The sequence below is a fragment of the Rhodanobacter sp. TND4EL1 genome (assembly GCF_054061035.1).
In genome coordinates this window covers 839,303-856,256 of sequence record NZ_JBSSDT010000002.1, presented here as the reverse complement: position 1 = coordinate 856,256, position 16,954 = coordinate 839,303, and the positions used below count along the sequence as shown (strand labels likewise).

Annotated in this window: 16 protein-coding genes; 12 read left to right on the top strand and 4 right to left on the bottom strand. The window is 66.5% G+C overall.

Features of this window, described 5'->3' with window-relative positions:
* The first annotated feature begins 5 nt into the window (after positions 1 to 5).
* From ACVWWQ_RS10425 to ACVWWQ_RS10400, 6 genes are all read left to right on the top strand, one after another.
* A complete protein-coding gene (locus ACVWWQ_RS10425) occupies positions 6 to 758 on the top strand; it encodes an ABC transporter ATP-binding protein (RefSeq protein ID WP_208321588.1) in 753 nt (250 codons plus the stop codon).
* Positions 755 to 1,717, top strand: coding sequence for an HlyD family efflux transporter periplasmic adaptor subunit (locus ACVWWQ_RS10420; protein ID WP_133947585.1), 963 nt, complete (start codon positions 755 to 757; stop codon positions 1,715 to 1,717). The genes ACVWWQ_RS10425 and ACVWWQ_RS10420 overlap by 4 nt, the downstream gene beginning before the upstream one ends.
* Before the next feature lie 79 nt (positions 1,718 to 1,796).
* On the top strand, positions 1,797 to 2,633 hold the full coding sequence (locus tag ACVWWQ_RS10415; RefSeq protein ID WP_133947587.1) for an alpha/beta fold hydrolase: 837 nt from the start codon (positions 1,797 to 1,799) through the stop codon (positions 2,631 to 2,633).
* A gap of 2 nt (positions 2,634 to 2,635) precedes the next feature.
* Complete coding sequence (locus ACVWWQ_RS10410) at positions 2,636 to 3,013, top strand: EamA family transporter (RefSeq protein ID WP_099653671.1); 378 nt, start codon at positions 2,636 to 2,638, stop codon at positions 3,011 to 3,013.
* Complete coding sequence (locus tag ACVWWQ_RS10405; RefSeq protein ID WP_099653672.1) at positions 3,010 to 3,417, top strand: EamA family transporter; 408 nt, start codon at positions 3,010 to 3,012, stop codon at positions 3,415 to 3,417. The genes ACVWWQ_RS10410 and ACVWWQ_RS10405 overlap by 4 nt, the downstream gene beginning before the upstream one ends.
* A gap of 21 nt (positions 3,418 to 3,438) precedes the next feature.
* The gene (locus ACVWWQ_RS10400; protein WP_133947589.1) at positions 3,439 to 4,650 is read left to right on the top strand and encodes a DegT/DnrJ/EryC1/StrS family aminotransferase; all 1,212 of its coding nucleotides are present in this window, start codon (positions 3,439 to 3,441) and stop codon (positions 4,648 to 4,650) included.
* 1 nt (position 4,651) lies between these two features.
* Here the strand turns inward: ACVWWQ_RS10400 and ACVWWQ_RS10395 are convergent, their stop codons facing one another.
* Together ACVWWQ_RS10395 and ACVWWQ_RS10390 are read right to left on the bottom strand one after the other, a co-directional pair.
* Positions 4,652 to 5,533 carry an arginase family protein gene (locus ACVWWQ_RS10395; protein ID WP_133947591.1) on the bottom strand — a complete coding sequence of 294 codons (882 nt, stop codon included), beginning with the start codon at positions 5,531 to 5,533 and terminating at the stop codon, positions 4,652 to 4,654.
* Positions 5,520 to 6,596: a GNAT family N-acetyltransferase gene (locus ACVWWQ_RS10390; protein WP_133947593.1), complete on the bottom strand. Its 1,077-nt coding sequence runs from the start codon at positions 6,594 to 6,596 to the stop codon at positions 5,520 to 5,522. The genes ACVWWQ_RS10395 and ACVWWQ_RS10390 overlap by 14 nt, the downstream gene beginning before the upstream one ends.
* A 65-nt stretch (positions 6,597 to 6,661) precedes the next feature.
* On the opposite strand from ACVWWQ_RS10390, the gene ACVWWQ_RS10385 reads away from it, so the two are divergent.
* A complete protein-coding gene (locus ACVWWQ_RS10385; protein WP_099653676.1) occupies positions 6,662 to 6,934 on the top strand; it encodes a phosphopantetheine-binding protein in 273 nt (90 codons plus the stop codon).
* Complete coding sequence (locus ACVWWQ_RS10380) at positions 6,934 to 8,166, top strand: beta-ketoacyl-[acyl-carrier-protein] synthase family protein (protein ID WP_457383385.1); 1,233 nt, start codon at positions 6,934 to 6,936, stop codon at positions 8,164 to 8,166. Before ACVWWQ_RS10385 ends, ACVWWQ_RS10380 begins: the two co-directional genes overlap by 1 nt.
* 179 nt (positions 8,167 to 8,345) lie before the next feature.
* On the opposite strand, the gene ACVWWQ_RS10375 is transcribed toward ACVWWQ_RS10380, so the two are convergent.
* Together ACVWWQ_RS10375 and ACVWWQ_RS10370 are read right to left on the bottom strand one after the other, a co-directional pair.
* Positions 8,346 to 9,746, bottom strand: a complete 1,401-nt coding sequence (locus ACVWWQ_RS10375) for an aminotransferase class III-fold pyridoxal phosphate-dependent enzyme (protein WP_133947597.1) — start codon at positions 9,744 to 9,746, stop codon at positions 8,346 to 8,348.
* A gap of 58 nt (positions 9,747 to 9,804) precedes the next feature.
* Positions 9,805 to 10,500, bottom strand: a complete 696-nt coding sequence (locus ACVWWQ_RS10370) for an MtnX-like HAD-IB family phosphatase (RefSeq protein WP_099653679.1) — start codon at positions 10,498 to 10,500, stop codon at positions 9,805 to 9,807.
* 177 nt (positions 10,501 to 10,677) lie between these two features.
* Between ACVWWQ_RS10370 and ACVWWQ_RS10365 the strand changes: the two genes are divergently transcribed.
* The 4 genes from ACVWWQ_RS10365 (at position 10,678) to ACVWWQ_RS10350 (ending at position 16,929) form a co-directional block, all read left to right on the top strand.
* Complete coding sequence (locus ACVWWQ_RS10365; protein ID WP_133947599.1) at positions 10,678 to 11,301, top strand: phosphatase PAP2 family protein; 624 nt, start codon at positions 10,678 to 10,680, stop codon at positions 11,299 to 11,301.
* Between the two features lie 110 nt (positions 11,302 to 11,411).
* Positions 11,412 to 12,764, top strand: coding sequence for a TolC family protein (locus tag ACVWWQ_RS10360; RefSeq protein ID WP_457383384.1), 1,353 nt, complete (start codon positions 11,412 to 11,414; stop codon positions 12,762 to 12,764).
* Positions 12,761 to 13,840 (top strand): efflux RND transporter periplasmic adaptor subunit, encoded by a 1,080-nt coding sequence (locus ACVWWQ_RS10355; RefSeq protein WP_133947601.1) that lies wholly within the window; start codon positions 12,761 to 12,763, stop codon positions 13,838 to 13,840. Before ACVWWQ_RS10360 ends, ACVWWQ_RS10355 begins: the two co-directional genes overlap by 4 nt.
* Positions 13,837 to 16,929 carry an efflux RND transporter permease subunit gene (locus ACVWWQ_RS10350; protein WP_133947603.1) on the top strand — a complete coding sequence of 1,031 codons (3,093 nt, stop codon included), beginning with the start codon at positions 13,837 to 13,839 and terminating at the stop codon, positions 16,927 to 16,929. Before ACVWWQ_RS10355 ends, ACVWWQ_RS10350 begins: the two co-directional genes overlap by 4 nt.
* Positions 16,930 to 16,954 lie beyond the last annotated feature (25 nt).

The window sequence follows — 16,954 nt, the reverse complement described above, 5'->3', positions numbered from 1 at the left end:
GCACGATGCCTTCCAGCGACGCCATCAACCCGGCACGTCCGTCGGCCCTGCAGGCCAGCGATGTCAGCAAGGCATTCGTCTCCGGCCACCAGCGCACGCAGGTGCTCGACCGGCTCTCGCTGGGCATTGAAGCGGCCGAACTGACCCTGATCTCGGGCCCCTCCGGCTGCGGCAAGAGTACGTTGCTGGCGATCCTCAGCGGCCTGCAGCGGGTCGATGGCGGCCAGGTGCATGCGCTCGGCAGCGACCTGGGTCAGCTGGACCTGCGCGCCCTGGAGCGCTTCCGCCTGCAGCATACCGGCTTCGTGTTCCAGGGCTTCAATCTGTTCCCCGCGCTCAGCGCGTTCGAGCAGGTCGAGCTGCCGCTGAACCACATGGGACTCACCCGCAGCGAGGCGCGTCGGCGCGCGCAGCAATCGCTGGAAGAAGTCGGGCTGGCGCAACGCATGCGGCTGCGTCCTTCGGAGCTGTCCGGTGGAGAGAAGCAACGCGTGGCGATCGCCCGCGCGCTGGCCAAGCAACCGGAACTGCTGTTCGCCGACGAGCCGACCAGCGCGCTCGATGCCGCCAACGGCCAGATCATCATCGACCTCCTGCACCGCATCGCACACTCGCACGGCACCACGGTGCTGTGTGTCAGCCACGATCCACGCCTGGTCGTGCACGCCGACCGCGTGCTGGCGATGGAAGACGGCCGCATCCTCAGCGACCGGCGCAACCGGGCGCCACCTTCCGATTCCGAGGAAACCCCATCATGAAGCCGCACGCCTCCGCTCCATCCCGGCGCCTGTCACGGCGGATCCGCTTTGGTTGTTTCGCCCTGGCCGGCGCCACGCTGCTCGCCGGCTGCTCCGCCGCCGATGCGCCGCCAGCGGGCACCACCCAGAGCGCATCCACCTATGCCGCGGTGGCCCGTGGCCGGATCGACATTGAAGGCGGGTTGCTCAATCTCACCATGCCGCGCGAGGGCATCTTGGCCACGGTTGCGGTGCACGAGGGCGAACAGGTCAAGCAAGGACAGCTGCTGGCCACGCTGGATACCGAGCCGGCCAGGCTTGCCGTGGCGGGAGCCCAGGCGGATCTGGAACAGGCGCAGGCGCAATCGAAGCTGCTCGACATCAAGCAGGCCGCGGCCAAACAGCGTGCGCAACGCCTCGCTGCCGCGGTCGCCGCCGGCGCGGGCGATGGCCAGAGCGCGGATGACGCACGCGAGGCCGCCGCCGTGCTCGACGCCGATCGGCAGGCCAACCGTGCCACCACCGACATCGCCAGCCAGAAGCTGGACGAAGCCCGCTACGAACTGAAGCAGCGCAGCCTGTTTGCGCCGTTCGATGCCGAGGTGATCCGGGTAGCCGCCCAGCCCGGCGCCAGTGTGTCCCCTGCCGCGGGGCCGCTGTTCGTGCTGCTGCCGAACAAGCCGCGGATCGTTCGCGCCGAACTCAACGAAAGCTTCGTCGGCGCGATCCAGCCGGGCATGCCCGCTGAAATCGTGGCCGACAGTGCCGACAAGCACGCCCCCTGGCAAGCGCACGTGCTGCGCATCGGCCAAGTCTACGGCCCGGCCCAGCTCGAGAATGATCCGCAGGTTCGCGCCAACGCCCGCACCGTGGAATGCGTGCTCGCCTTCGACCAGCCGCAAGACCTGCGTATCGGCCAGCGGGTGATCGTGCGCTTCGGCGCCAAGCCAGTCACTGCCACCACACGCCCGAAAGACTGAGGAAACCGCGTTCTGGCACTCTCTCCAGCAGACAATGACGAGCACTTCCAGCTCGCCGCGCAGAACTCAGGACGACCGAGTGATCCAGCAAACCGACTTCTTTTTCGAGGGTGGCCGCAGCGGCGTGTTGCTGATCCACGGCCTCACCGGCACGCCGATGGAAATGCGGCTGCTCGGCAAAGGCTTGAACAAGGCCGGCTTCACGGTGCACGGCATGCAGCTGGCCGGACACTGCGGCAACGCCGAGGACCTGCTCGCCACCGGGTGGCGCGACTGGTACGCCAGCGTGGAAGCGGCGGCCGACGAGATGCTCGCCAAGGTTGACCATTTGTTCGTCGGCGGCCTGTCGATGGGCGCCCTGCTGGCGCTGAAGCTGGCCGCGGATCGACCGCAACAGATCGCCGGCGTGGGCGTGTATGGCGCGACCTTCCGTTACGACGGCTGGAGCATTCCGCGCATGGCTCGCCTGTCGTTCCTGCTGCCGCTGTTGAAGAAACTCGGCATCGGTCGCCACCGCAGCTTCATGGAACAACCACCGTATGGCATCCGCGACGAGCGCCTGCGCGCGCAGGTCAGCACGGCGATGCTCAGCGGCGACAGCGCCGCCGCCGGCCTGCCCGGCAACCCGTGGTATTCGCTCGCCGAGATGTATGGTCTCGCCGCCGAAGTGCGCCACCAGTTGCCGCAAGTGACCGCGCCCTGCCTGGTGGCACACGCCAGCGAGGACGACGTGGCCAGCGTGAAGAATGCCGAACTGGTGGTCCGCGGGGTCAACGCCCGCACCGAACTGCTGCTGCTCGACGACAGCTACCACATGATCACCATCGACAAGCAACGGCGCACCCTGATCGATCATTCGGCCGCGTTCTTCGATCGCGTGGTCGCGGCCGGCACCACCCAGCGCATCGCTGCCTGAGCATGTCCGTGACCGGCTCCCTCTCCGCCCTGGTGGTCAGCCTGTGGCTGCTCAATATCGTGCTCGACACCGGTGGCCAGCTCGCCTTCAAGGCCGCCGCCGGCGACCCCGCGGCGGGCGACGGGCTGGCACGCTGGAAACACATGGCAGCTCGTCCGTGGCTGTGGCTCGGCGTCGCCTGCTACGTGATCGAGTTTCTGGTGTGGATCGCGTTCCTGTCGCTGATTCCATTGTCCGAGGGCGTGTTGCTGGGTTCGATCAACATCGTGGCGATCATGGTGGCCGGACGCTTCCTGTTCGGTGAGAAACTGACCCGGTTGCGCGTCATCGGCATCGCGCTGGTGACGCTGGGCGTGGCTATCGTGGGGTTGGCCGGATGAAGCGTTTCTACCTGTTCGGCTTCCTGCTGCTGATGGCCTTCGACACGCTGGCGCAGATCAGTTTCAAATATGCCGGCACCCAGGCGCTGCCGGTGCAGGCCAGCGTGGCATGGCTGCTGCGCGTGTTCGGCCAGCCTTGGATCTACGGTGCGGTGATCGGCTACGTCGGTGCGTTCTTCACCTGGATGGCGTTGCTGAAACACGCGCCGATCGGACCCGCCTTCGCCGCCTCGCATCTGGAAGTGGTCTCGGTGATGCTGCTGTCGATCTGGCTGTTCGACGAACACCTCACGCTCGCCCGCGTGCTGGGGGCCATTGCGATCATCGCGGGCATCGTCTGCCTTGGCCTGGCGGAAAGCCGCGAACACGAGCCCGAGGCGGAGCCCGCTCCGGCAGAAGCCTGAGCGCTCCGCTACGCTGCGCCCATGTTGCTCCGTCGACGCCACGAACTGCCACCCACCGCCGGCCTGCCGCTGCGACTGGGTGATCTGCGCCCCGGTACACCAACGCTGGCCGCCGATATCGCGGCGCAACTGGGTACGCCGCCGTTGCAGCTGGAGTGTTCCGGCACCGCGTGCCTGCTGATCGCGCTGACCACGTTGCGCGAACGCCACCCGCAACGCCGCCGTGTGGTCGTGCCGGCGTTCACCTGTCCGCTGGTGGCGATTGCCGTGCATGCGGCCGGGCTCGAACTGCAGCTGTGCGATCTGCGCCCCGATCACTACGACATGGATCCCGTTGCCCTGCGCGCGGCCTGCGACGAACGCACGCTGGCGATCATCCCCACCCATCTGGCCGGCCGCGTGGCCGCTGTCGAGGACGCGCTCAGCGTCGCCCGCAGCGTCGGCGCGTACGTGATTGAGGATGCCGCGCAAGCGTTGGGCGCGCGCAGCGACGGCGTCAGCGTCGGCATGGCCGGCGACATCGGCTTCTTCAGTCTGGCCGCCGGCAAGGGATTGTCGATCTACGAAGGCGGGCTTTTGCTGGCGCACGATCCAGCACTGGGCGAGCACCTCGCGCACACGGCCGCGCGCATCGTGCCACGCAGTCTTGTCCGCGAATGGCAACGCAGCATTGAACTGCTGGGCTACGCCTCGCTGTACCGCCCGGGAGGACTGCAACTGGCCTATGGCCGTCCATTGCGGCGCGCGCTGCGACGCGGTGATCCGGTCGCGGCGGTGGGCGACGATTTTCCACTGACCATCCCGCTGCATCGGGTCGGCCGCTGGCGCCAGGGTGTCGGCGCGCAGGCTGCCCGACGTCTGCCGGCGTTTCTCGACCAGCTGTCCGCGCAGGCGCAACAGCGTCTGCCACGACTGCGTCAGATCCACGGCATCCAGGTGATGGATGATCCAGCCGGCGCCCAGGGCAACTGGCCGTTCCTGCTGCTGTTGCTGCCTGACCAGCAACGCCGCGATGCCGCGCTGACGCAGCTGTGGACCGCCGGTATGGGAGTCAGCCGCCTGTTCATCCACGCGCTGCCCGACTACGCCTATCTGTCATCCATCGTGCCGATGCAGGACGTATCGCGTGCACGTGACTTCGCCGCACGCAGCATGAGCATCAGCAACAGCCTCTGGCTGGACGACCACGACTTCGACACGATCTGTCGCACGCTGGAAGCAGTGTTGGCCTGACTCAGCCGGAAACGCTGGCAATCGCCGCCAGCAATTGCAGGTTCAACGCGTGTTGCTGCGCCTGCCACTCGGCAAGCATCGCCGGATCGATCTGCGGCTGTTCGTCCATCGCCGACAACCGCCGCTTCCACCAGCTGCGGTAGTGGTAGTGCGAAACCTCGCCGTTGATGTCACTGCCGACCAGCCCCTGCTGCAGGCTGCCGATCACGGCCAGCGCGTGCTCGGCCAGCAGCCGGCCCTGGTCCCAGTTGGTCTGCGCCACCTCGGCGGCAAACACATCCTTGTCGATCGACAGATAGCTCGGCCCGCGCTGGCTGCGTTGCGCTTCGACGAAGGCATCGACCATCGCCTGCGGCGTGTCGAAACCGTGGAACGCATGCGCCAGTCCGAGCCGGCGCGACCAGCCGGTGTCCACGCCGATGCTCCAGTAGCTCAATTTGTCGCGACGCAACGGGGTCAGGTAGTTCTCCCACGCATGGCCGGCGCCGATATCGGTCGAGGTGATGCCCAGCACATGCACGTGGCTGACCTGCGGCAACATCGCCACGCGGCGCACCCACGAACCGCAATGCACGCCGAACGGGAAGCGCATGTTGTCCGGATGGTTGTCGAGCACCACCACCTGGAACGGTTCGTTCACATGGAGCCGCTCGATCAGCGGCCAGCTGAGATGGTGAAAGTCGCCGCTGCCGGTGAAGACGGTGCCGTAGCGGGCGGGCAACAGCTCATCCAGCATCGTGCGGAAGCGCCGCAGGGTCGCCAGCGAGCAGCCGAAGCGAATCGACTCCTGCCAGTGCTCGAGCGGCAAGACCAGGCGGTCGCGCAGCGGCCCGACCGAGGTGTCGATGTCCAGCACCACCGGACGATGTTCAAGCTCGGTCATCGATGCCCTCCTCGCGGGCCTGCCACTGGCGGTCACTTTCAAAATGCCTGCCCACGCGGCGCAACAAAAGGCGCAACAGCGGATTGCGCGCATACACCGCATGGCGGGTGAAGGTCATGCTGGCCCCGAGGAAGGACTTTACTTGCGGGTCGGTCCAGCCAGCCACGTAATGGGTGAGTCCGCGCTGACGCGCGTAGTCGAGGTTGTGCATCCAGCTGACGAAGTACAGGTTGTGATCGCGTGCCTGCGGGTAGGCGAAGCCAACGTACTTGTCGATCAGTTTGCCACCGTATTCGTAACAGAGATTCCAGCCGATCATCTGCCCCGCGTGGTGGTAGACGAAGATCACGCCGCCGCTTGCGCCATCGCGCATGACCGCACGGAAAAAGTCCGCACCGAGGCGATCAAAGTGGGTTTCGCTTTGCGCGTAGACGTTGTCGAACAGCGCGTAAAACGCGGCCAGGGTGGCGTCGTCATCGAAGCGTGCATCACCGGTCCGCACCGCCTCGATCTGCAGATCGTCCAGCGAGCGCAGCTTGCGCCTGATGTTCTTGCGCCGGCCGGACGACAGCCGTGCCAGGTACTCGTCGTTCGAGCCGAAGTCGATCGGCACCCAGGCCAGCGCCTGACCTTCCAGCAAGACGAAGCCCTGCGCCTCGCACGCCCGGGCCAGCTCGCGCGCGTGGGTGTTGCCGGCGTCATTCAGCAGGGGCGAATCCAGCGCGATGTCCTTCACGATCAGCAAACGGCATTGCCGTCCCCACGCGGTCTTCAAATCGCGCGCCAGAACGGCGGGCGCGACGCCTGACGGCATCGGCGCGTATTCGGACACCGTCGTGCCGGCGAAGCGCGTGCGCCAGCGCAGCAGGCCGCCCCACCAGCGATATCCCGGCATTCCGGTGACGCGCCGCCGCAGCTCGTCGTCGGCCGTGGTCAGCAGGTCGAACGGCGCCACGAAGCCGGGCATGCCCTGCGGCGAGCGGTCCACCGTGAAGCCGGCGGGCGGGTGCGCCCTGAAGTGGTCCAGCAGGGCATCGGGTTCAAGTTGTGCAATGAAAGGCATGAGTAAGACAACCACCCTAGACTGATCCGGACATGACATCGCCAACCACCAGGGATTTCGCCGCCATGAATGAAGCGATCCAGCAGCAGGTATTTGAACTCATCGCCGCGCAAGCCAAGGTCGAGGTCGCCCGGGTCACGCCCGAGTCGACCCTGAAGGACCTTGGCGTGGCCTCGCTGGAGGCGATCGAATTGATTTTCGACATCGAGGAACACTTCAACATCAGCTTCCCCGACCAGCAAGGCGCCAACTTCGACAGCGACACCGTGCAAAGCCTGCTCGACGCCGTGCAAAAGGGGCTGGATGACAAGGCCGCCGCGAGTGAAGGATCGCACTGATGTCCCAACTTTCGCAGCGTCGCGTGGCGATTACCGGCATGGGTGCGATCAGCCCGCTCGGCATCGGCGCCGAAACCTTGTGGCAAGGCCTGCGTGAAGGTCGCAGCGCGATCGCGCCGTTGCAGCACCCGGATGCCGACCGCCTGCGCGTGAAAGTTGCCGCCCAGGTGCCAGCCAGTTCCGACCCGGCGACGGGTATCGACGAGCGCACCCTGCCCCTGCTCGATCGCACTTCCGAATTCGCCCTGCACGCGGCGCGCGAAGCGATTGACCAGTCCGGACTGGACTTCGGCACCGACGCGCTGGGCCTGCGCACGGCGGTGATCGTGGGCACCGGCGTCGGCGGCGAGACCACCCAGGACGAACAAAGCCGGCGCCTGTACGCCGAAAACGCCAGCCGCACCCATCCGCTGACCATCGTGCGGCTGATGACCAATGCCTCGGCCAGCCAGATCAGCATCGCCTGGGGATTGCGCGGGCCGACCTTCGCCGTAGCCAGCGCCTGCGCCTCGGCCAACCACGCGATCATCCAGGCGGCGCAGATGATCCGCTGGGGTCTGGCAGACGTCGCCATCACCGGCGGCACCGAAGCCTGCCTGACCTACGGCGCGCTGCGCGCGTGGGAAGCGATGCGCGTACTGGCCGACGACACCTGCCGGCCGTTCAGCGCCAATCGCCGCGGCCTGGTGCTCGGCGAGGGCGCCGGCATCTTCGTGCTGGAATCGATGGAACATGCGCAGGCACGCGGCGCCACCATCCTGGCGGAGCTGGCCGGCAGCGGCATGACCGCCGACGCCACCGACATCGTGCTGCCCAACGCGGAGGGTTCCTCCGCGGCGATGCGTCAGGCGCTGGCCGACGCCGGACTGGCTGCGGAGGATGTCGACTACATCAACGCCCATGGCACCGGAACCCAGGCCAACGACGTCACCGAAACCCGCGCGATCCGCCTCGCCTTCGGCGCGCACGCCGACCGTGTTGCCGTGTCCTCGACCAAGTCGATGCACGGTCATGCGCTGGGCGCCTCCGGCGCGCTGGAACTGGTCGCGGTGATCGGCGCCCTGCGCGACGGCGTGGTGCCGCCCACCGCCAACCTGGACCAGCCCGACCCGGCCTGCGACCTCGATTACGTGCCCAACGTCGCGCGGGAAATGCCGGTGCGCGCCGCAATCTCCAACTCGTTCGCGTTCGGTGGCCTCAACGCCGTGCTGGCGCTCAAGCGCGCGCCGTAACCCCGCAGGGCGGGCACTGCCCGCCGCTCTGTGCGGTGACGTGCTGCCACAGTCGGCGTCCCCTGCCCACCCTGTGTGCTCAAGCGTGCACTCTGAAAGCGTTTCCCGCGGTGACACACAAAAGAACCCGGCGAGCGATCGCCGGGTTCCCTTTGCGCAAGAGCTGCGCGTGACCGACATCAGCCCTTCTTGGCCTTGGTCAGCAACTGGTCGAGCAAGCTGATCGCCAGGTCGATTTCTTCATGGGTGATGTCGAGCGACGGCGCGAAGGTGATCACGTTCTTGTACCAGCCGCCCACGTCGAGCACGAGGCCGATCTTCTTGCCGTTGTGCTCCAGGTCGCCGGCCAGGCCGATGTCGACCATCTTGTCGAGCAGCGCCTTGTTCGGCGTGAAGCCGTCGTCGGTGCAGATCTCCGCGCGCAGGGCGAGGCCGAGGCCGTCGACGTCGCCGATTTCCTTGTGCTTCTTCTGCAAGTCGCGCAGGCCTTCGAGGAAATGCGCGCCCTTCTTCGGCACCGTGGTCTCGTAGTCCAGCTCGTAACCCATCTTGATCACTTCCAGACCCAGCGCGGTGCCCAGCGGGTTGGAGTTGAAGGTGGAATGGGTCGAGCCCGGCGGGAACACCGTCGGATTGATCAGCTCTTCGCGTGCCCACAGGCCGGACAGCGGATTCAAGCCATTGGTCAGTGCCTTGCCGAACACCACGATGTCCGGCGTCACGCCGAAGTTCTCGATCGACCACAGCTTGCCGGTGCGCCAGAAACCCATCTGGATTTCGTCGGACACCATCAGGATGCCGTACTTGTCGAGCACTTTCTTCAGGCCCTGGAAGAAGCCCGCCGGCGGGATCACGTAACCGCCGGTGCCCTGGATCGGCTCGACGTAGAACGCGGCGTATTCGCACTGGTTGGTCTTGGGATCCCACACGCCGTTGTATTCGGTCTCGAACAGACGCGCGAACTGGTTCACGCAGCTGTCGGAGTATTCCTCGGCGGTCATGCCCTTCGGGCGGCGGAACGGATACGGGAACGGCAGGAACATCGCGCGCTCGCCGAAGTGGCCGAAGCGGCGGCGATAGCGGTAGCTCGAGGTGATCGACGAGGCGCCCAGCGTGCGGCCGTGGTAGCCGCCCTCGAAGGCGAACATCAGGCTCTTGCCGTTGCTGGCGTTGCGCACGATCTTCAGCGAATCCTCGATCGCCTGCGCGCCACCCACGTTGAAATGCACACGGCCATCCAGGCCGAATTTCTTCTTCGCATCCAGCGCCACCGTCTTGGCCAGCTCGATGCGGGTTTGATGCAGATATTGGCTGGCGACTTGCGGCAGGCGGTCGATCTGCTCTTTCAACACATTGTTGAGGCGCTGGTTGCCGTAACCGAAGTTGACTGCCGAGTACCACATCTGCAAGTCGAGGAACGGCGTGCCGGCGGTGTCGAACATGTAGCTGCCTTCGCCATGGCGAAAGATCTTCGGCGGATCCACGTAATGCACGGTGTCACCGAAGGAGCTGTACTTGGCTTCGTCGGCGAGCAGTTGCGCGTCGTCGATGAAACCGGCGGCGGTCTTGTCGATTTTCATGGGGAATCGTCCGGGATAAGGCGGAAAGGGGAAGATCAAAAAGCGAGGTGAAGCGTGATCAGGCCAACGCGGGCGCGTGGTGGCCGTGGCTGAGCAGGCTGCCGTCGAGCAACTTGGGCAGAAGCTCCAGCGCATCCTCGAAGCCGGTGATCGGCACGTAGTCGATGCCGGTGGCACGGCAATGCTCGATCAGGCGGTGTTTCGCGAACACGAAGTCAACGCGGTCGGCCGCGCAGAAGTCCGAGGCACCATCGCCGATCAGCAAGGTCTTCGCGCCGGTGGTGCGGGCCTGCGCCACGCAGGCGCACTTGCACGTGCCGCTGCGGCAACCCTCGGCCTGAAACGGCGAGGTCAGCTGCCACTGCTTTGGTGGCTCGGCCGGCGCCAGGTGGTTCGCCGCCAGCGGCAAATCGTCCAGCCCATAGCGGCCGAGAATCTGGTGGATTGCGTAGTCCAGCCCGTCGCTGACCACCCGGATCGGCACGTTCAGCTCGCGCGCCTTGGCCACGAAGCCCGGAAACGCATGATCGATCCACAGCTCGCCCAGATGCGCGTCAAGTTCGGCGCGGGTCATTTGCAGCAGATCGACCTGGCCGGCCATGCATTCGCGCGAACCGATGCGACCGGCGCGCCAGTCCTGCTCCAGCACTTCCCAACCGGGACGGCCAAAGCGATCGAGCAGCGAGTCGATCACGTCCTCGACGGAAATGGTGCCGTCGAAATCACACAGGATGGTCCAGCCAGACACGGGCATCACGACACTCACATCAGCAGCAATGGTGCCCAGCTTAGAAAGGCTGCCTTTCCAGCTCCTTTCCTGTGGCCCGGGTCCGCGTGCGGCCCCACCGGCCAGCGTCTAAGCAAACCGAAAGCTGGTGCGCGTAGCTTCGACGGGCAAGCCAGGCTAGTACCGGCTACCCGGGAGAAAATCATGCGCGCCGTCTCATCGTTGCTGTTCTGCCTTGCCCTGCTTGGTTCAGGCAGCGCCCTCGCGTCCGGCGGCCCGCTGGGTATCGACCATCGCATCCACTACGACAACACCGGTATCTGGAAGCGCTCCAATCAGAAGGTGCTGATCTACGGCACGATCACCACGGTCGTCGGCGGCGCGCTGGTATTCGGTGACCAGGACAAGCTGGGCGACACCTTCTGGCGCTCCGTGGACGCGCTCGCGGTGACGAGCCTTGGCACAACCGGACTCAAGTACGCCTTCCAGCGCGAACGTCCCTCGCAGACCAGCGATCCCAATCGCTTCTTCGCCGGCACTCATGCGCAAAGCTTCCCCAGTGGCGAAGTGGCGGCGATCTCGGCGGCGGTGACTCCGTTCATGGTCAATTACGGCCAGGACCACCCGGCGGTGTACGCGCTGGCCCTGCTGCCGGTCTACGACGCCATTGCCAGGGTGAAGACCCGGGGTCACTGGCAAAGTGATGTCCTGGTCGGTGCGGCGATCGGCACCGGGGTGGGCCTGTGGGCCTCGCATCGACACTCTCCCCTGATCATTGGCTGGCTGCCGGGCGGTTTCCAGGTCGGCTTCATCCATCATTTCAAATGACCGAAGACAAGCACGTCCCGACTGACCAGCCCATCTTGTGCCTGCGCCGTCGCTCTGCGCCAGGCATGCCGGATCGAGCATCGCGCCGCGATGGCCGCCGTATCGGTCTGATGTTCGCCATGCTGGCGAGCCTGTCCGGCTGCGCCACCTATGCCGATTTGCCGCTGGACAGCGGTGCCGGCGCCGCCAGCGTGACGCAACTCACCGCACCGACCTCGGCCATGCCGCTGCCCGCCCTGGCGACGCACCGGTTCGATCCTGCCGATGGTCTGGACGTCACCGAGGTGGCGATGCTCGCCGTGGCCAACAGCCCACCGTTGCGCGTCAAGCGCGACGAGCTGGGCATCGCGCGGGCGCAGGCATTTGCCGCCGGCCTGCTGCCCGATCCGCAGTTGGCGTTGTCGGCGGATTTTCCACGCCAGGCCGGCGCCGGCCTCAGCACGGCCTACAGCCTGGGCCTGAGCGAAGACATCACGGCCTTGCTGACCCGTTCCTCGCGCCTGGCGACGGCGCGCAGCCAGGCCAGCCAGGTCAATCTCGACCTGTTGTGGGCCGAGTGGCAGACCGTGGCGCAGGCGCGGTTGCTGTTCGACCAGGTGGTGAATCTGCGCGCGCAGCAAGCGCGACTCGAGCACGAGCAGACGGCGCTTGCCACAGTCAGCGGCTACATCCGCAGCGCGCTGCAAGCGGGCAACCTCACCTATGACAGCGCCAGCGCCGGCCTCAATGCCGAAGCCGATGTGCACAAACGGCTGGCCGATACCACGATCGCGCTGCATCAGGCGCAAAGCGATCTGCACCAGTTGCTGGGACTGGCACCGACGGCCACGCTCGATCTGGTCGGCCCGCCTTATTTCAGCCAGCCCACGCCGGCGCAAGTGCAGGCCGCGCTTGACGACCTGCCGCGGCGGCGGCCGGACCTGCTGGCCCTGCAGGCTGGCTACCAGTCGCAGCAGGCCAAGGTGCGCAGCGCGATCCTAGCCCAGTTCCCCGCACTGAACATCGGCTTCAACACCGCACGCGACACCAGTGCGGTCTACACCAATGGACTCAGTATCGGCATCACCCTGCCGTTGTTCGTTCGCAACCGCGGCAATATCGCGATCGAGCGGGCCACCCGCCAGCAGTTGCATGACGACTATGCGGCACGGGTGCTGAGCACCCGCAGTGACATGCAGCGGATCAGCCGCGACCTGGCCACGCTGGAGGTTCAACTCGCCACGCTCAGCGCGCATGCGCGGCAGCTGGATCAGGCGCGTGCTTCCGCCGAGCTTGCCTGGCAGGCCGGCATGCTGGACTGGCCCACGTATCTGGCGATACGCAGCAATGCATTGGCCGCCGATCTCGACCTGCGCAGCGTGCAACTGGAGCGCGCCAAACAGTCGATCGCGCTGGAAGCGCTGCTAGGCAACACCGACCTGGCCGCTCCCCATTCCGCCTCCACGCAAGCATCCACACCATGAATCGTCCCGCCATTCTTTCCCTGCCGCGCATGGCCCTGCCATGCATGACCCTGCTGTGCGGCCTGTTGCTCGGCTGCAGCAAGGCCGCACCGAATGAAGGTGACGCCGCCGCGGCAGGCGAAGTCGTGGTGACCACCGCCACGCCGACACAACAGACTTTCCACGACAGCATCGAAGCCTGGGGCAGCGCAGCGGGCGATCCGCAACATGCACGCTCGATCAGTCTCGCCCACGGCGGCCAGGTCACCGCGCTGCAGGTGGCGGCAGGACAGACCGTGAAGCGCGGCCAGCCACTGCTGACCATCGCTCCGGATGCGGCGGCGCGCAGCGCGTATCAACAGGCCCAAGCCGCCTTGACCCTGGCCACGGGTGAGCTCAAGCGCACCGAACAATTGGCGTCGCAGCGGCTGGCCACGCAGTCGCAACTGGCCACCGCGCGCAAGGCATTGACCGACGCGCAGTCGGCGCTGGAAGCGCAACGGGCGCTGGGTGGTGGTGCGGCCAGCGAAACCGTCGATGCGCCGGCCGATGGGGTGGTCACCAGTTTGCAGGTCGGCCTGGGCGAACGGGTGGCAGCGAACGCGCCCTTGCTCAGTTTCACGCCTACCCAGGCCCTGCTCGCCCTGCTCGGCGTGCAGCCGGACGATGGCGCGCGGCTGCGTCCGGGCATGTCGGTGCAGTTGCAGCCGGTGTATGGCTCACGCGAAACCTTTGTCGGCACGCTGCGCATGGTTGGCCAGTCGATCGATCCGCAGACCCACCTGCTCAATGCCCAGGTCGAGCTGCCGGCCACCGCCAGCGCCAGCCTGATCGCGGGCGCGCCGCTGGATGCGCGGATCCACGCCGCGGACTTCACCGCATGGGCGGTACCGCGCGGTGCCGTGTTGCATGACGAGCACGGCGACTATCTGTTCCAGGTCGAGCACGGCCATGCCAAGCGGGTCACGGTGACCCTGCGCAGCGCGCAAGGCGACCCGGTGGGCGTGGACGGACCGCTGGACGCGAAGGCCAGGGTCGTCGTGCTGGGCGTGTATGAACTCAACGATGGCGATGCGGTGCGGGAGTCGGCCAAGTGAGCCTCACTGCATGGATGCAACTGCATCGGCGCTCGCTGTTGTTTCTCGCCCTGATGCTGGCGCTCGGCGGCATCGCCAGCGCCTTCCTGATGCCGGTGGCACTGTTTCCGAACGTGGCCTTTCCGCGCGTGCAGCTGACCCTGGATGCGGGCGATCGCCCGGCCGACCAGATGGCGATCGAGGTGACCACGCCGGTCGAGGAAGCGGTGCGCCGGGTGCGCGGGGTGCGCGACGTGCGCTCCACCACCAGCCGTGGCAGCGCGGATATCGCGATCACCTTCGACTGGGGCGCCGACATGGCCGCCGCGTTGCAGGAGGTCAATGGCGCGGCGAGCCAGGTGCTGCCGCAATTGCCGGCGGGCACCCAGGTGGCGACCCGGCGCATGGACCCCACCACGTTTCCGATCCTGGCCTACAGCCTGCGTTCGCACACGTTGTCGCCGACGGCGCTGCATGATCTGGCGGAATACCAGTTGCGTCCGCTGCTCAGCGGCATCAACGGCGTCGCCCACGTCGACGTGCAGGGCGGCGAAGTGGCCGAGTTCCATGCGGACGTCGATCCAGGCAAGCTGCGTGCGCTGGACCTGAGTCTGGCCGAAGTGTCGGCCGCGGTCAGCCATGCGGCCACGATCCAGGCGATGGGCCGGGTCTCCGATCACTACAAGCTGTACCTGCTGCTGGCCGACAACCAGCCGAAGACGGTCGATACGCTGCGCAACATCGTGTTGCGCGCGGGCCCGAACGGCATCGTGCGACTGGCCGACGTGGCTCGCGTCAGCCTGAGCCATGTGCCGCAGTGGATCCGGGTCAATGCCGACGGACAGGACGCGGTGCTGCTGCAGGTCTACCAGCAGCCGGCGGGCAACAGCGTGCAGATCGCCGCCGAGGTGAAGCAGCGCCTGGCCGACTTCGCGCCGCAGATGCCGGCGGGGGTGACAGTGGCCAACTGGTACGACCAGACCCAACTGGTCACCGGCGCGGCCAGCAGCGTGCGCGACGCGATCCTGATCGGCATCGTGCTGGCCGGCCTGGTGCTGTTCGTGTTCCTGCGCAATACGCGGGTGATCCTGATCGCGCTGATCGTGGTGCCGGCCGTGCTGGCGATCACCGTGCTGCTGCTGCGCGTGCTCGGCATGAGTTTCAACATGATGACGCTGGGCGGCATGGCGGCCGCGGTCGGACTGATCATCGACGACGTGATCGTGATGCTGGAACACATCATGCGTCGGCTCCACCAGGACGAAGGCCACGTGCATGAGCGCATCGCGGGCGCCGCGTGGGAGTTCACCCGGCCACTGACCGGTTCCAGCGCCGCCACCGTGGTGATCTTCCTGCCGCTGGCGTTCCTGTCCGGCGTCACCGGCGCCTTCTTCAAGGCGCTGTCGCTGACCATGGCCAGCGCGCTGATCATTTCCTGGCTGCTGACCTGGGTGGCCGTGCCGTTGCTGGCCGAGCGCTTCCTGGACCAGCGTCACCTGGCGGAGCACCCGCCGTCGCGTTTCACCACGCGGATGATGGACGGCTATCACCGCGTGCTGGACCGCTGGCTGAAACGGCCACTGCTGATGCTGCTGCTGATCGTGCCGCTGCTGCTGCTGGGCGGCTTTGCGTTTACCCGGGTGAACACCGGCTTCATGCCGAAGATGGACGAAGGCGGCTTCATCCTCGACTACCTGTCCAAACCCGGCACCTCGCTGGAGGAAACCAATCGCCTGCTCAACCAGGTCGAGACGATCATCCGCGCCAATCCCTACGTCGACACCTATTCGCGGCGCACCGGCCTGCAACTGGGAGGCGGTCTCACCGAGGCGAACCAGGGCGACTTCTTCGTGCGTCTGAAAAGCGGCTCGCGGCCCTCGACCGAGGACGTGATGACCCAGGTGCGCACCGCCGTGGAAAAGCAGGTGCCGGGGCTGGACATCGATCTGGCGCAATTGATGGAAGACCTGATCGGCGACCTGGTGGCAGTGCCGCAACCGATCGAGGTGCAACTCTACAGCGACAACCCTGACCAGCTCGATGCCACTGCCGGCAAGGTCGCCGCCGCGATCGGCAAGATCAACGGCGTGGTCGGCGTGCTGGACGGCATCAACCCGGCGGGCGATGCGCTGACCGTGCAGGTCGACCCGGCCAAGGCCGCCTTGCAGGGGCTTGATCCGACTGCGGTCACCGATCAGGTCGCCGCGGCGATCGACGGCACCGTCGCCGCGCAATTGCCGGTCGACGGCAAGGTGGTCGGCGTGCGGGTGCGTTTGCCGGACGGCGCGCACCAGCGGCTCGACCAGGTTTCGGCGCTGCCGATCCGCGCCGCGGACGGCCATCTGTTTCCGCTGTCGCAAGTGGCCACGCTGCAGCAAGTGCAAGGGCAACCGGAAATCACCCGCGACAATCTCAAGCGCATGGTGGCGGTGACCGGACGCATCAGCGGACGCAGCCTCGGCGCGGTGATTGGCGACGTGAAAAAAGTACTGGCACAACCCGGGCTGCTGCCAAAGGGATTGTTCTACCAGCTCGGCGGCGTCTATCAACAGCAACAACAGGCCTTCCGCGGTTTGACCATCGTGATGCTGGCGGCGATCGCGCTGGTGTTCACCCTGCTGCTGTTCCTGTACGAAAGCTTCCGCGTGGCGCTGGCGATCCTGGCGATGCCGCTGCTGGCCTTGCCCGGCGTGTTCGCCGGGCTGTGGCTGACCGGCATCGAGTTGAACATTTCCTCGATGATGGGCATGACGATGATCGTCGGCATCGTCACCGAGGTGGCGATCTTCTATTTCTCCGAACTCAAGGATGCCGAGGAGAACATCGCCCTGCACGGTGCCCTGCACGGTGCCCTGCACGAAGCCGGCAAGCACCGCACCCGCCCGATCCTGATGTCCACCCTCGCCGCGATCCTGACCCTGCTGCCGCTGGCGCTGGCGCTCGGCCAGGGCTCGCAGATGCAGCAGCCGCTGGCGGTGGCGATCATTTCCGGCATGTTGCTGCAGTTGCCGCTGGTGCTGCTGGTGATGCCGGTGCTGTATGCCTTGCTGCGTCGTCGCGACAAGCCGTCCTCGAACCCGGATTCAAACGGGCCTGCTCTCGCAGGCTGATTCCCCTTAGCCCTCCTCCAAGGTG